General features: G+C 49.4%; 17 protein-coding genes. 13 read left to right on the top strand and 4 right to left on the bottom strand.

Going from position 1 to position 13947, the window contains the following annotated elements:
• Position 1 precedes the first annotated feature (1 nt).
• Both D5E69_RS13220 and D5E69_RS13215 read right to left on the bottom strand, forming a co-directional pair.
• The gene (locus D5E69_RS13220) at positions 2-1627 is read right to left on the bottom strand and encodes a b(o/a)3-type cytochrome-c oxidase subunit 1 (RefSeq protein WP_063191743.1); all 1626 of its coding nucleotides are present in this window, start codon (positions 1625-1627) and stop codon (positions 2-4) included.
• 10 nt (positions 1628-1637) lie between these two features.
• Positions 1638-2114 (bottom strand): cytochrome c oxidase subunit II, encoded by a 477-nt coding sequence (locus D5E69_RS13215; protein ID WP_063191626.1) that lies wholly within the window; start codon positions 2112-2114, stop codon positions 1638-1640.
• Between the two features lie 315 nt (positions 2115-2429).
• On the opposite strand from D5E69_RS13215, the gene D5E69_RS23860 reads away from it, so the two are divergent.
• The 10 genes from D5E69_RS23860 (at position 2430) to D5E69_RS13170 (ending at position 11024) form a co-directional block, all read left to right on the top strand.
• The gene (locus tag D5E69_RS23860; protein WP_262370506.1) at positions 2430-2555 is read left to right on the top strand and encodes a hypothetical protein; all 126 of its coding nucleotides are present in this window, start codon (positions 2430-2432) and stop codon (positions 2553-2555) included.
• Between the two features lie 69 nt (positions 2556-2624).
• Positions 2625-3689, top strand: a complete 1065-nt coding sequence (locus tag D5E69_RS13210) for a type III polyketide synthase (protein ID WP_063191625.1) — start codon at positions 2625-2627, stop codon at positions 3687-3689.
• Between the two features lie 2 nt (positions 3690-3691).
• Entirely contained in the window at positions 3692-4258 is a 567-nt protein-coding gene (locus D5E69_RS13205) for an isoprenylcysteine carboxyl methyltransferase family protein (RefSeq protein ID WP_048014958.1), read from the top strand.
• A gap of 62 nt (positions 4259-4320) precedes the next feature.
• Positions 4321-4485 (top strand): hypothetical protein, encoded by a 165-nt coding sequence (locus D5E69_RS13200; RefSeq protein ID WP_213085549.1) that lies wholly within the window; start codon positions 4321-4323, stop codon positions 4483-4485.
• 172 nt (positions 4486-4657) lie between these two features.
• On the top strand, positions 4658-8242 hold the full coding sequence (locus D5E69_RS13195; protein ID WP_159129768.1) for a dynamin family protein: 3585 nt from the start codon (positions 4658-4660) through the stop codon (positions 8240-8242).
• On the top strand, positions 8226-8417 hold the full coding sequence (locus D5E69_RS13190; protein WP_048014956.1) for a hypothetical protein: 192 nt from the start codon (positions 8226-8228) through the stop codon (positions 8415-8417). Before D5E69_RS13195 ends, D5E69_RS13190 begins: the two co-directional genes overlap by 17 nt.
• On the top strand, positions 8414-9256 hold the full coding sequence (locus D5E69_RS13185) for a sulfurtransferase (RefSeq protein WP_159129767.1): 843 nt from the start codon (positions 8414-8416) through the stop codon (positions 9254-9256). Before D5E69_RS13190 ends, D5E69_RS13185 begins: the two co-directional genes overlap by 4 nt.
• Positions 9257-9312: 56 nt before the next feature.
• Positions 9313-10215 (top strand): 5'-3' exonuclease, encoded by a 903-nt coding sequence (locus D5E69_RS13180; RefSeq protein ID WP_159129766.1) that lies wholly within the window; start codon positions 9313-9315, stop codon positions 10213-10215.
• A gap of 47 nt (positions 10216-10262) precedes the next feature.
• A complete protein-coding gene (locus D5E69_RS13175) occupies positions 10263-10733 on the top strand; it encodes a divergent PAP2 family protein (RefSeq protein ID WP_048014095.1) in 471 nt (156 codons plus the stop codon).
• Between the two features lie 24 nt (positions 10734-10757).
• Positions 10758-11024, top strand: coding sequence for a DUF6123 family protein (locus D5E69_RS13170; RefSeq protein WP_048005838.1), 267 nt, complete (start codon positions 10758-10760; stop codon positions 11022-11024).
• A 33-nt stretch (positions 11025-11057) separates the two neighbouring features.
• Here D5E69_RS13170 and D5E69_RS13165 read toward each other — a convergent pair whose 3' ends face one another.
• Positions 11058-11444 carry a reverse transcriptase-like protein gene (locus D5E69_RS13165; protein WP_048005837.1) on the bottom strand — a complete coding sequence of 129 codons (387 nt, stop codon included), beginning with the start codon at positions 11442-11444 and terminating at the stop codon, positions 11058-11060.
• Between the two features lie 79 nt (positions 11445-11523).
• Here D5E69_RS13165 and D5E69_RS13160 point away from each other — a divergent pair, with 79 nt between their 5' ends.
• Positions 11524-12174, top strand: coding sequence for a reverse transcriptase-like protein (locus D5E69_RS13160; RefSeq protein ID WP_231888759.1), 651 nt, complete (start codon positions 11524-11526; stop codon positions 12172-12174).
• Positions 12175-12239: 65 nt separating this feature from the next.
• Positions 12240-12416, top strand: coding sequence for a zinc-finger domain-containing protein (locus tag D5E69_RS13155; protein ID WP_082139311.1), 177 nt, complete (start codon positions 12240-12242; stop codon positions 12414-12416).
• Positions 12417-12472: 56 nt separating this feature from the next.
• On the opposite strand, the gene cspD is transcribed toward D5E69_RS13155, so the two are convergent.
• Positions 12473-12673, bottom strand: coding sequence for a cold-shock protein CspD (gene cspD / locus D5E69_RS13150; RefSeq protein ID WP_048005834.1), 201 nt, complete (start codon positions 12671-12673; stop codon positions 12473-12475).
• Between the two features lie 343 nt (positions 12674-13016).
• On the opposite strand from cspD, the gene D5E69_RS13145 reads away from it, so the two are divergent.
• Entirely contained in the window at positions 13017-13940 is a 924-nt protein-coding gene (locus D5E69_RS13145) for a metal ABC transporter solute-binding protein, Zn/Mn family (RefSeq protein ID WP_063191621.1), read from the top strand.
• Positions 13941-13947: the final 7 nt, after the last annotated feature.

Below are 13947 nucleotides of genomic sequence, written 5' to 3'. Positions count from 1 at the left end.
GTCACCAAAGGCGATATCCCTTCGAGGCGGGGGGCGCCTGTTGGATCATATCGATGAAAGGGACACTGTAAGCGATCAGGATCAGGGCGGTGAGGATGGTCAGCCAGATCCGCCAGTCCTCAAGGGCTTTCGGGGTCTGTGCAGATCCGGATTCAGCGACTGGAAATGCCTCGCTGCCTTTTGGGGCAAAGAAAGCAAGGTTCACTACGATATAGAGGACAAGGATGATGCCGATGAAAAGAATCGTTCCTCCTATTGCCTGTGCTGCCTGATATGGGATCCAGCCGAGTGCCTGTGGGGCATCCCCGTAAGTGGAGAATGAGGACCTTCGAGGTGCTCCGAGTAATCCGGCAGCGTGCATGGACAGGGACATGATCCCCATCCCCACAGTCCAAACGATTGCCTGGATGATGGCAAGTCTGTTCATCTCTTTTGTCAGGACCCGTCCCGTAAGGTGGGGGATGAGCCAATAGGAGATTCCGAAAAACGTCAAAACGACGGTTGTCGCAAGGGTGAGGTGGAAATGACCCGTCACCCAGATGGTGTTGTGGACCACCTGGTTCATTTGATTGGAGGCGTTGATCAATCCTCCTGCACCGGCAGGTATGAAAGCAAGCATCCCGATGAAGGGAACCATAAAGCGTGAATCCCTCCAGGGAAGCTTGCGTATCCAGCCGAATAATCCCTTCGCCCCGAGCTCCCTCCCCCTGATTTCAAATGTGGCAAAGAGAGAAAAGGCGGTCATGAGGGAGGGGATGACCACCATGAATGTGAGCACAACCTGGAGGTACTTCCAAAAGGCATCGATTCCAGGTTCGACCAGCTGATGATGGAATCCGACGGGGATCGAGAACAGCAAAAACAAGAGAAATGACAATCTTGCTAGTGAGTCTGAAAACACCCTGCCTCCGATGACCTTCGGGATGACGGCATACCATGCCATATAAGCAGGAAGCAGCCAAAAATACACAAGTGGATGACCGAAATACCAGAATAGCGTACGACTTGTGAGAACATCGACGCGCTCCACGATGCCGAGGGACCAAGGGAGAAGCTGAAAGAGCACGGTCCCCGCTACCCCGAGTGTTGCAATGATCCAGAGTACGATCGTGATAATCGCCATGAAGGTCAACAATGGGCTCGTCTGACCAGGGTGTTCTTTCCTCCAGTGACGATAAGCGGAAATCATGGCACCCCCGGATAGCCAGCTCCCCACGATCACCAAAGTGAGGCCGAGGTAAAAAAGCCAATGGGCCTGGAGCGGGGCATAAAATGTATAGAGCACGGTGGCTTCATTCAACAGGATCATGGTGGCACTCATGAGTGTCCCTGTGAGCATGATCCAAAACCCCAGCCAACCCAATGCGATCGACCTGTTGGAGTATGGGCCGGCAGTCCGGATAATGGAGGCATGAAGGAAGCCGATAATGAAGAAAGTGGTGAGGATCAACCCTAAAAGCACCCCGTGCACGGTAAGGATCTGATAGTAGCCGATCCCTGCAGGCAGGGTCAAGCCCCCTGAGCGGACCAGAACCTGCAGGAGACCCGCCAGTCCGCCCAGTGCCAGGGCTGTATAAGCGACATACAAATGGGCGAGAGAGAGGCTTCTACCCCGCGTGTCAGTCATCTTTTTCACATTAGTCTACCACCTTCAGCATGGATTTCATCGTATGGTGTCCCGCCCCGCAGTATTCATTGCACACAATCAGGAATTCCCCTGTCTGATCGAGGGTGGTCACATATTCACTGATGTACCCGGGTTCAAGCATCATGTTGATGTTGGTGCCCGCCACTTCGAATCCGTGGATCACATCTTTGGTTGTAGCCATGATCTTTACCTTTGAACCCTTCGGAACGGTAAATTCCGCGGGCTCATAGTGAAAAGCAGAGGCGACGATCACTAATTCATAATCCCAGTCCTTTCCGCTCACCTCTTTCAGGCCCGGTTGGTCGAAGGGTGCCGTTGCATCCACCCGTTCAGGATCGATATACGCTTTGGCACTCGGTGGCTTATGGCCTTGATGAAAGGCGCTGACGCCGAGAATGATCAAGAAAAGGATCAGGGCACCCGTCCCAAGCGTCAACCACCATTTTTCATAAAGGTGCATATGCATGACAAATCACTCCCTGCGTTAAAATCGCGACATGAATAATAAGAATACCCCTATCCAGCTCACCGCCAAAAAGAGTCCCAACACCAGTACGGACACGAAGGTCCCCTGTAAGGAGCTATCTCTTTTTTGAGGATCTTTCATCTTCTTCACCCCAATCCTGATTGTTCCTTCCCCATCATCTTAGCTGAACCGCGGGGAATCATCTGTGATATAAGTCACACTACTTTTGAACAGAATGTGAAGAACGTGAAGATTTCGTTGCCTTGAGGAAGGAAATTCGGCATATAGTATTAAAAAGGACTGGGGGAATGAAATATGAAACGGTTTTATTGCAGCCACTGCTGCTTTCTTTATGTGAGGAAACAGGCGTGCAGATTCTGCCTGGCGATGGCGGATACCGAAATTGATATCATCCTTCACCATCAGCCTAAAAAGACATGAGTGCATGCATGGTTCCGTCATGAACAGGGGATTCTATCCATATCTGTAAGATAAGGAGATGGATTGAGCGTGCCTGTCATCTATTCAGTTGAAACGGCGATCCCCCCGCATCGGATCGATCAGGAGGATGCGTCTGTTTTCGCCAAACAGCTTTTTCAGGAAAGTTTCAAAGATATCGACCGACTGTTGACCGTATTCCAAAATGGGGAGATCAACAGCAGGTATTTTGTAAAGGATTTGGAGTGGTTCGGCAGTCCGCACTCCTTCGAAGAGAAAAATGGGGAATACATCGAGCTGGCTGTGAAATACGGCAAAGAGGCTGTAACAAAAGCGCTTGAAACGATAGGGGGTGGCCCCGTGGAGGCGATATTCACCATCTCCACCTCTGGGATTGCGACACCTTCCATCGAAGCAAGGATCATGAATGAGCTCGGTCTTGATCCACATATTAAACGAATCCCGATCTGGGGTCTCGGCTGCGCAGGAGGAGCGAGCGGCCTGGCAAGGGCCAATGAGTATTGCCGTGCCTTTCCATCCTCTACGGTGCTCGTTCTCGCCATCGAACTTTGTTCCCTCACCTTCCAGCACGGGGACCGGTCCAAAAGCAATCTGATCGGGACATCCTTATTTGCCGACGGTATCGGGTGTGCCGTCCTGTGCGGAGATGAAAGTCCCCTCCTGCAAAAACGATATAAGCCGCTCCCTCGGGTCATCTCGACTCGTTCAACCCTCCTGCGGGACTCTCTGGACGTCATGGGGTGGGAAGTCAGGAATGAAGGACTGTATGTCGTATTTTCGAAGTCCATCCCAAATCTCGTAGAAACATGGCTGAGACCGAATGTGGAAGAGTTCCTCCGAAAAGAAGGAGTGGGCCTTGCCGATATCCGGCAATTCGTCGCCCACCCCGGGGGGAAGAAAGTGCTCGATGCGTATGAAAAATCACTCGGGTTCGCCAAAGCCATGTTGGCCCCGACACTTGCTGTCCTGCAGGAATACGGGAATATGTCGTCCGCAACGATCCTGTATGTGATGAAGGAAATGCTGCATGCAGGAAAGGATGGGGAGCTGGGCCTTGCCATGGCACTTGGACCGGGATTCAGCTCCGAACTATTGTTGCTCAGGTGGGAGGGATGAACATGTTTGGTGTCATATTCCTCATCCTGATCCTCCAGAGGCTGGGAGAACTCATCATCGCCCATTCCAATGAAAAATGGATGAAGGAGCGGGGAGGTATAGAATACGGACAGATGCATTACAAATGGATGGTGGCCATGCATACAGCTTTCTTCCTTGTCCTTCTCCTGGAAGCATGGAGCTCAGGCTTCAGTTTGAATCCCTATTGGATTCCTTTGTTCGCCCTATTCCTCCTGGTGCAGTGTGGGAGGGTGTGGGCCATATTTTCCCTCGGACGCTACTGGAATACGAAGATCATCGTTTGCAAGGGGGCCCACGTTGTGGCAAGAGGCCCATACCGGTATTTCAGGCATCCCAATTATCTTATCGTCACCTTGGAGCTCATCCTCATCCCGCTCCTTTTCAATGCCTATCTTACGATGGTCCTGTTCTCCCTCCTCAATCAGTGGATGCTTTCCGTCAGGATCCCGGAAGAAGAGAGGGCTTTGAGAAGTGAAACCGACTACCGTGATAAGCATGGAAAGACAAGGGGATACCCTGTTTTCAGAAAAAATAGCGATTCTTATTGAAAATGATTATCGTTTTTGATAAGATCTAATTGAAGATGATTCTCATTAAGGAGTGGACGTATATGGTTTGGTTTCTTGTACTACTGACAGTGCTGGTATACGGATTTGTGATGAAATATGTATTGTCCAACATGATGAAAGCTGAAAAACCGCGTAAAACGGCATTGAAGTTCGAGAAGCGAACCGTCTCAGGGTCCAATCTCATCCCGAACGAAACGACTCGATAACATTCAAAACCATCCAGAAAGGATGGTTTTTTTATGTGGAAAAGCATCAGAGTCAGGGGAGAAGCAGATTGGGTAAACCAAACACTTCAAGGGAGAATATCATAGAGAATAAGATGGAAATGCGCTAAAATAGAAGCGTTACCATAACTCGTTTTGAAAAGAGGATTGTCCTATGAATACGACGAAACGAACCATACATACATCCATGCAAACAATCGCTTCCCTCAGTGAGCGATTCCGTTTGGCGGGCGATGAAGAACGGGTTGAGAAAGCGGAACGCCTGGCTGAAAAAATGCATGGGGAGGAGCTCATCCTTGCATTCTGCGGACATTTTTCCGCAGGAAAATCCAGCATGATCAATCACCTCATCGGCGACAGTGTCCTTCCTGCATCCCCCATACCGACCAGTGCCAATCTGGTTAAGGTGAAGAAAACGGATTCCGACTATGCCAAGATCTACTATCATCATCAGTATCCCGTCTTCATTCCTGCCCCATATGATGAAGACAAAGTGCGGGAATGGTGCAAGGATCGTGATGTATATTCGGTTGAAATCGGCAGATCGAATATGGATAAAGATGTATCCATCCTCGATACTCCGGGAGTAGACAGTACAGATGACGCTCATCGTCTGTCGACGGAGTCTGCCCTGCATCTGGCGGATGCGGTATTTTACGTGATGGATTACAACCATGTCCAATCACAGGTGAACTTCGAATTCACCCGGGAACTGAGCCTGCACGGAGTGAAGCAGTACCTTGTGATCAATCAGATCGACAAACATAACGAAACGGAAATCTCCTTCGAGACGTTCAAAACCGCTGTGAAGGATGCGTTTGGATCATGGGGAGTCGAGCCGGAAGGTATTTTCTATACGAGTCTGAGGAAGCCCGATATGGAAGGGAATGACCTGCCTGAACTGGAGCAGCTTGTTGAAAGACAGGTTTCGAACAGAAAATCCCTTATCGCAGAATCCCTTCAAGCTTCCCTCTCCCAGTTGATACAGGAGCATGATGAATGGTACAAAAGCAAGCTCGATCAGGTAAAGGAAGAGAGCGGACTTGATAACAGTGAATGGGAAGATATGGACAGTGCGTTCATCCTTGAGAACGAACTCCTCGACCGATTATTGGCCAGGACAGGAATAAGGAATACATTCGAAGAGGAGCGGACCGATATCCTGAAGAATGCGTATCTCATGCCTTTTGAAACGAGGGAACTGGCAGAGCGGTTCCTTGAAAGCCGTCAGAAAGGATTCAAAATAGGCTTCCTTTTCGCAGGGCAAAAAACCGAAGAAGAGAAGGAGACAAGGCTTGGGGCTTTCCTGTCCGATCTCAACAGCAGAATCGACTCACAGCTTCAGTGGCATATCAGGACCCTGGGGAAAAAATTAGCCAAAAGTGCCGGTCTTTCCGGACAATTCATCGAGAGATGGGACCAATTGTCTCTTGAAGTGGACTCGGCTTTCATTACGGGTGTGATCCGCGAGGGAGCCGGACTGAATGGTGATTACGTTCTTCAATACTGCAATGAACTGGCAGAAGAGATCAAGAAGAGGTGCCGATTGAAGACCAATGTCCTCATGGAAGAAATGACAGAAGAAATCGACACCGCATTCATGGATGAAAATGAGCACATGGAAGAAGAACTCCGGACTGTTCAGGAAAAAACGGCTGTGTTCCTGAAATGGAATCAGATCAAAGAAGAGCGGCTCGAGCAAGCAAACCGTATCCGTGAAGGAGCGGGAGATTCGGCCATATCGGAGGGTGTCGTGTCATCATGGTTGAAGAAGTGGGACATCAGGGATTCTCATTACCGCAGTGAGGAAGAACTTGAAAAACCTTCCTCCGACGTGGGTGAGGAGATTCATACGGAGATCCCCGATCGTGCGAACGAATCGGCTGGCCGTATAACGAAGGAGGAGGCCGCCCGAAAATTGACCGTCCTTGAAGAGGTATTCTCAAAATATGAAGGATTCCGGAGAACCGCAGGGTTTCTCAGGGGGAAAAGGGAGCGCATCCTCGATCAATCATTCACGATCGCTTTGTTCGGGGCATTCAGCGCAGGCAAATCTTCCTTTGCCAATGCCCTCCTTGGACAATCGGTCTTGCCTGTGAGTCCGAACCCCACCACGGCTTCCATCAACAGGATCTGTCCGGTTTCCGATGATCACGTGCATCAGACTGCCGATGTTCATATCAAATCACCCGAGCAGATGCTTGGTGATCTGAATCACTCCCTTTCTCATTTCGGTGAAAGGGTGGATTCACTGGAGGCAGCCTACTCGTTGATTCCATCAATCCTTCAGTCGAAGGATCGGGAAAATGTCCATCGGTCCTTCCTGTCGGCCTTCCACTCCGGGTATGAAAAGCTTGCAGCCGATCTCGGCTCCGTCAAGCTTGTGTCGATCGACGAGTACCGCACTTATGTAGCCAATGAATCACGATCATGTTTTGTTGAAAGCATTGATCTTTATTTCGATTGTCCCCTTACACGGCAGGGGATCACCCTGGTGGATACGCCGGGTGCCGATTCCATCAATGCACGTCATACCGGAGTCGCATTCGAGTACATCAAGAATGCGGATGCCGTCCTTTTCGTTACGTATTACAATCACGCTTTTGCCAAAGCCGACAGGGAGTTCCTCATTCAGCTTGGAAGGGTGAAGGACTCGTTCGAGCTTGATAAAATGTTCTTCATCGTGAACGCCATCGACCTTGCCGCTAATGAAGAAGAAAAAGACGAGGTCCTGGGCTACGTGGAGTCTCAGCTCCTGCAGTATGGCATCCGCTTCCCGCGCATTCACGGAGTCTCTTCCCTTCAGGCCATGCGGGAAGAAGCGGCCTCCGGCATGATCCCATTCAGGGAGGCCTTCCACACCTTCATAGAAGAGGAACTCGTCCAGATGAGCATCGATGCCGCCATCCATGAATGGGAAAGGGGCTACAACAGGTTCCGCCAGTGGGTGGAATTCGCCTCAACGGATCAGGTATCGAAAGAAAGGCGCAGGGAGCATCTTTTGGAAACAAAAGAGAACGTCCTGCGCATCCTGAACACGGAAACACCAGACCCGCTTCTCGTAGAAATGCGTCAAGAACTCTCAGAGCTCCTGCACTATGTGAAGCAAAGGGTGTTTTACAGGCTCCCCGATTTCTTCAAGGAAGCCTTCCATCCGGGAAGATTTCCTTCAAATGGGAATCCGGAAAAAGCCATCTCAGCTGGAACTGAAGAATTGACGCGGAGCATCTCCTATGATTTTGCACAGGAAATGAGGGCGACCTCCCTCCGGACCGAACGGTTCATCGACCGGGCATTGAAAGGGAAGCTTGAGGAGTTGGAAAGGCGGATCAAAGCATTGGAACCAGAACTTTATCTGATCCAGCCCGATTTTGATGAGCGACCATCTATTGAGTTCTCCGAAGGACTTCAGGAAGCAGACGTGAAGAGTGCGTTTCACTCGTTCAAAAATCCAAAGCACTTCTTTGAGAAGGGCGGGAAGAAAGAAATTCAAGAAAAAGTGGAAAAATCCCTTTCGTCTCCTGCAGATGTTTATCTTTCAACAGAAGAAACACGCCTGACAAAGTGGGCGGCATCGCTTTTGGAGAGGGATCATGAAAAGCTGATGGTGGATTCACAGGAACAGCTGTCAGAGCAACTCGACTCCCTCATCAACGTGACGGCGGAAGTGCAGGACCTTGAAAGTCTGGCAGCGGATCTTGCCCGATTGGAGGGCTTGAGCCATGAAGAAGGAGCCTAATCCCTTCCACGTCTGTGCCACCTGCATCCACTTCCGTGCTTATAAAGAGAACGGGGGCACGCGCTACATATGTGCCCGCCTTGGCTTCGACACTCGGCCTTCCTACCGGTTCGACTGCTGGGTGCCTAAGGAGCAGGTCGTCAAATTAATGGAGAAGAGAGGATGGAAATCATGAATTTCATCAAAAACTGCGAGTGGGTCTTCGAACATTTAGAGGATCCATCCCTCGCAATGGTCGATTGTCAAGCTGTCCTGTCCACCGGTGAAGGGGCAGGCCTCTATCATGAAGAGCATATACCGGGCGCTGTCCACTTCGACCTAGGACAGGATCTAAGCGGTCCAGTCCAAACCCACGGCGGACGTCATCCTCTTCCGGATATAGCTCTATTTGTCGATAAGGTCGGAAAAGCAGGCATCCAACAAGATTCGACCGTTGTCCTCTATGATGGAGGGGATGCTGCACCGGCTGCAAGGGCCTGGTGGCTGTTCCGCTTCATCGGCCATGAAAGGGTCTATGTAATGGATGGAGGTTTAAAAGAATGGAAGAGAAACGATTTTCCAGTCACAAAAGAAGTGCCTTCCCCCAGGGAAAGGCACTATCAACCGACCATAAAAGAGTACATGATCGCAGGGGTAGAGGAAGTGAGGGCCATTGCAGAGGGAGAGAGTGATGTGGTCCTCATCGATTCAAGGAGCAGTGAGAGATATTGCGGAGAGGAAGAACCCCTCGACCGTGTAGCGGGTCATATACCGGGTGCCGTCAATCTTCCATGGTTTGATGCACTGTCGGAAGGAAGATACCTTGATCCTGAAATCCAGAAGCAACGATACGCCGGTATGGATAAACAACAGCGGGTCATCGTTTATTGCGGCTCCGGGATCACGGCCACGCCGAATATCATCTCCATGCTTGAATCGGGATTCGAAGACGTCAGATTATACGCCGGAAGCTACAGCGACTGGGTTTCTTACCCTGGAAACAAAGTAGCGAATCCGGGTATTTCCAACCAGTAAGCCGTACATCTGTGGTATACTGTATTCATCGAATTTGATGAAAAGTGGTGTTCAGTTTGGAATCAAGACAAGAGCATATATTATTAGTGGACGGAATGGCGCTTTTATTCCGTTCCTTTTTTGCAACGGCCGTCAGCGGTCAGTTCATGGTGAATTCACAAGGGCTGCCGACAAACGGCGTGCAGGGATTCATGAAGCATCTCTTCATGGCAGCAGAACACGCTGATCCGACGCATATCATCATCTGCTGGGACATGGGGAGCAAAACGTTCAGGAACGAAGTATATGAGGACTATAAATCGAATCGGAATGCCCCGCCGGTGGAGCTCATTCCCCAGTTCGATCTTGCCAAAGAAGTAGCCGGCCGATTCAATCTTTCAAACGTAGGAGTCTCGGGTTATGAAGCGGATGACTGCATCGGGACCCTTGCAAAGGAATACAAGGTTGAACGGAAGGTTTCGGTCGTCAGCGGTGATCAGGACCTTCTGCAACTACTCGACGATGGCATTGAAATCATGCTCCTTCAAAAAGGATTCGGGAACTATAAAACGTATACGAAGAACGGGTTTGTAGAAGAAAAGGGTATCACGCCCCAACAGTTCATCGACGTGAAGGCCCTCATGGGTGACACGAGTGACGGCTATCCCGGAGTCAAGGGGATCGGGGAAAAGACAGCCATGAAACTCATCCAGGAGCACGGGGATATCGAAGGCATCCTTCAAAACCTGTCTTCCTTGACACCTTCCCAGAAGAAAAAAATCGAAGCCGACCTGGATATGCTTCACCTGTCAAGGAAATTGGCGGAAATCCACTGTGAGGTTCCACTGGATGTGAAGCTTTCAGAATGTGTATGGAACCAAGTATCCTCAGAACATCTCGATGTAGTGGAGGAAATGGAGCTGAAGGTGCTCAGACGATACCTCCTGGGATCTAATGTCATGCTTCCTGCTTCCGGATGAAAGGAAACCATCCTTAAGGGCACACTATCCTCAAAGGAGGGGATGGCATGAACAAAGGAATAATCACCGCTTTACTGAGCATCATCGTGGCACAGGGGCTCAAGATTCCGCTCCATTACCTTAAATCGGGCAAATGGAAGGCAGGGGTGTTCTTCCAGACCGGCGGGATGCCGAGCTCCCATAGCGCCGGGGTCGCATCTCTTGCGACATTCATTGCCCTGAAGAGAGGATTCAGGACGATGGATTTTGCCCTGGCATTCATTTTCGGTCTCATCGTCATGTATGATGCCCAGGGAATCAGGAGACAGACGGGTGAACTCACCTTAAAGGTGAACAGCTTGAATGATCTGGTCCAGAAAGCAAACGAACATGAAGGGGTCCCCTTTGAGGAGAAGCAGCCGAAACGCTTGAAGGAGATGCTTGGACATCAGCCGGAAGAAGTGATAGGCGGGGCGGTCCTCGGAGTGATCACAGGTTTATTCTCCCATAGGATCGGGGGAAATCGGAAAAGCAGATAACGCTTCAGTAGGGTGAGGAGAAACGTGAAAAAAACAACAGAGGATTTTCTGATTGATCTGGAAAACAGGGGTTTTAAATTTCAAGAAGATGCCATCGGTTTCATCTACTTCGGCAAACAATATACAGGTGCATCTGATGAGGTCGTCAACAGCGCCATTGAAATTACCCTGAAGGCCCAGAAGGCATTCGACAGCAGCTTTTATATGTCCATCCTTGAAAGGCTCCATACGCAGAGGATATCCTCCAGGAAGGAAGCTCTGAAGTGGATGGATGCACAGGGACTGGCATGAAAAAAAGGAAGGCCGAATGGCTTCCTTTTTCTTTTAGTTCAAGCGGATGGCTTTTCGTGCGAGATCATCTGCTGCCTTATTCTCCTTGCTTGGAATCCATTTGCAAAAGAAGAGATCCAGCTTATCGATTTCTTTAAGGATGGCTGCAAGGATCGGTTTGTATTCGGAATGACGGACAAAACGCTTCTCAATCGCCTGGATCACGGCTTGTGAATCGCTGCGAAGCCATACGATGTCAGGCTTTTCTCCGGTACAATACTCGAGCGCTTTCAGGCAGGCGGTGAACTCGGCCGAGTGGTTATCCATCGTACCCAAGGGTAAAGAAAAAGTGGTGATCTTTCCGTTTTCTTTTATGAAGATACCTGCACCGCTCGGGCCAGGGTTGCCTGCGCTCGCACCATCGATGTTCACTTCGATCATACACATTCACCTCCTCCCTACCTTATATCAGGGCAGGGACGGAGTCAATCACCTAACCAAGGAGTGTTGAAACGTGGATATGCGCATCCGATTTACGTATAAGACAAAAACAAAATCATCCGTATGGTTCGAATCCAGCCCTTTCCCAAGAAAGGAGACCCTTATCCATGTGGATGATCTCATGAAGACCGGAAGGGTGCTTGACCTTGAAATCATCGATGAAATGGGATCATCCTGGACGAGGAAGGAATTCATCAAGCTGAATGAAGAACTGGAAAAGGAGCCGGAAAACATCAGGCTTTACTTTGACGGGGGCTTTGATAAAGAATCCTCCATGACAGGAATCGGGATCGTCATTTATTATGAAAAGGGCGGTGAAGCCTTCCGGATCCGGAGGAATGATCTGCTGGATTCGCTTGAAAACAATAATGAAGCGGAATATGCAGCTCTTCATTATGCCCTTTCAATCCTTCAGGAATTGGGGGTCAAGAACCAGCCTTGCGATATTTACGGGGACTCCCAGGTAGTGCTGAATCAGCTCGGTGGAGAGTGGCCATGCTATGAAGCCGGTCTGGCAAAATGGCTGGAGAGGACTGAAGCCCTTATCAAAAAAAGCAGGCTCAAAACCTCTCTGCACGTGATCGGCCGGAAAGATAATAAGGAAGCCGATAAGCTTGCCAATCAGGCTCTTGAGGGAACCAGGGTGGAAAGCCACAAAAGTCTGGAATAAAGAAGCACGGATCATTATATCCTATAAAAGATTACGAACATGGAACGCGGAGGTGAAACCGGGACGTGGACCGCAAACAACTGATTGATAAGGTGGATGAGCTGTCGGATGCTTATTGCAAGGGTTGCCTCTTGAAGGCACATTTCCGCAAGGAATATGGCAAAACCCATGCCCACCGTTTTTGCATAGAAGAATGCACAGTAGGAAGGGAAATCCGACGCTACGGGGAAAGATTGGGATAAGAAAAAGGCATCGATCCGGAGGATCGATGCCTTTTTAATTTATGGGTGGTTATGGATTATAATTTTACAACGTTTGCTGCTTGTGGTCCGCGATTTCCTTCAACGATATCGAAAGAAACGTCTTGACCTTCTTCAAGTGACTTGAATCCGTCACCTTGAATAGCAGAGAAGTGTACGAATACGTCGTCTCCACCTTCAACTTCGATGAAACCGAAACCTTTTTCGTTGTTGAACCATTTTACTTTACCATTCTGCATAATCTAAATCCTCCTAAGTCGTTCAAGCACATTGAGTGCCGTGGGAAATATTTATCACGAAATGCTGATATTCCCGCTTTTGCAAGCGCCTACTAATCGATCACTTCAATGATGTCTTTACTATACAATATGACGTTTTTCGAGTCAACATCAGGAGGTGGTTTTTGAGTAAATTTTACAAATCCTTTAAAAAACAGGATTGACAATGGGGAGGTTCCATTTTAAAATTTGCACAAGGGAAACTTTTATAGATATAGTTAAAATAAATAAACCTGAGCAAAAATAGTGGCAAAGAGTAAAAGTATTGAATATGGTAAGTGGAGAGAAAGGGAGGAATGGTCGAATGAAAGGGAGGTTCATGGTTACCACGGTGCTGGCATTTGCCCTGATGATGGGCGGCTGTGCTCAGAAGAGTGGAACGGATGAGAGTGGAAAGGTGAAGGTGACGGCGACGATCGGTCAGATCGGGGATGCCGTCAAACAGGTCGGTGGGGACCATGTGGAGGTACAAACGTTGATGGGACCAGGAGTCGACCCCCATCTTTACAAAGCGAAACAATCGGATATCGGAAAGCTTCAGGAAGCAGATCTTATCTTTTATAGCGGACTTCATCTTGAAGGGAAGATGCTCGAAGTGCTTGAAAAGGTGAACGAAACGAAGCCTGCGTACGCCATTTCCGAAAGCATTCCAAAAGAACGCCTTCGTGCGGATGAAGCAAGTGCAGCGGCTGTGGATCCCCACGTGTGGTTTGATATCGATCTCTGGAAGATCGCTGTCGCGGAGGTAAGGGATGGATTGATCAAGGAGGATCCTGCCCATGAAGAGGAGTACAGGGAAAATACAGAAGCCTACTTCGACAGGCTGGATGAATTGAAGGAATATGCTGAAGGGGAAATCGGCTCGATCCCCGAAGAGCAGCGCGTCTTGGTGACGGCACATGATGCTTTTCACTATTTCGGTGATGCCTATGACATGGAAGTGATGGGACTCCAAGGCTTGAGTACGGATGCCGAGTTCGGCTTAGGCGATGTTCAGGGGCTTGTTGAGATCCTTGCCGAAAGGGAGATCAAGGCCGTGTTCGTCGAGTCGAGCATCTCGGAGAAATCAATTACAGCCGTGATGGAGGGCGTCAGAAAGAAGGGGAAAGACATCGAGCTCGGCGGTGAGCTTTATTCCGATGCCATGGGAAAAGAGGGGACGGAAACAGGAACCTATATAGGGATGTATAAGCATAATGTGGACACAATCGTGAAAGCGTTGAAATAGGGGGAAG

The organism is Rossellomorea marisflavi, from assembly GCF_009806575.1.
Lineage (GTDB): Bacteria > Bacillota > Bacilli > Bacillales > Bacillaceae_B > Rossellomorea > Rossellomorea marisflavi_A.
Note: the sequence above shows the minus strand (reverse complement) of the source record. Positions and strands in the feature narration are given on the sequence as shown.

Excerpts from the sequence above, each read along its gene's own strand:
- D5E69_RS13220 (WP_063191743.1), bottom strand. The coding sequence starts at position 1,627 with ATGACTGACACGCGGGGTAGAAGCCTCTCTCTCGCCCATTTGTATGTC.
- D5E69_RS13215 (WP_063191626.1), bottom strand. The coding sequence starts at position 2,114 with ATGCATATGCACCTTTATGAAAAATGGTGGTTGACGCTTGGGACGGGT.
- D5E69_RS23860 (WP_262370506.1), top strand. The coding sequence starts at position 2,430 with ATGAAACGGTTTTATTGCAGCCACTGCTGCTTTCTTTATGTGAGGAAA.
- D5E69_RS13205 (WP_048014958.1), top strand. The coding sequence starts at position 3,692 with ATGTTTGGTGTCATATTCCTCATCCTGATCCTCCAGAGGCTGGGAGAA.
- D5E69_RS13200 (WP_213085549.1), top strand. The coding sequence starts at position 4,321 with ATGGTTTGGTTTCTTGTACTACTGACAGTGCTGGTATACGGATTTGTG.
- D5E69_RS13195 (WP_159129768.1), top strand. The coding sequence starts at position 4,658 with ATGAATACGACGAAACGAACCATACATACATCCATGCAAACAATCGCT.
- D5E69_RS13190 (WP_048014956.1), top strand. The coding sequence starts at position 8,226 with ATGAAGAAGGAGCCTAATCCCTTCCACGTCTGTGCCACCTGCATCCAC.
- D5E69_RS13185 (WP_159129767.1), top strand. The coding sequence starts at position 8,414 with ATGAATTTCATCAAAAACTGCGAGTGGGTCTTCGAACATTTAGAGGAT.
- D5E69_RS13175 (WP_048014095.1), top strand. The coding sequence starts at position 10,263 with ATGAACAAAGGAATAATCACCGCTTTACTGAGCATCATCGTGGCACAG.
- D5E69_RS13165 (WP_048005837.1), bottom strand. The coding sequence starts at position 11,444 with ATGATCGAAGTGAACATCGATGGTGCGAGCGCAGGCAACCCTGGCCCG.
- D5E69_RS13160 (WP_231888759.1), top strand. The coding sequence starts at position 11,524 with ATGCGCATCCGATTTACGTATAAGACAAAAACAAAATCATCCGTATGG.
- cspD (WP_048005834.1), bottom strand. The coding sequence starts at position 12,673 with ATGCAGAATGGTAAAGTAAAATGGTTCAACAACGAAAAAGGTTTCGGT.
- D5E69_RS13145 (WP_063191621.1), top strand. The coding sequence starts at position 13,017 with ATGAAAGGGAGGTTCATGGTTACCACGGTGCTGGCATTTGCCCTGATG.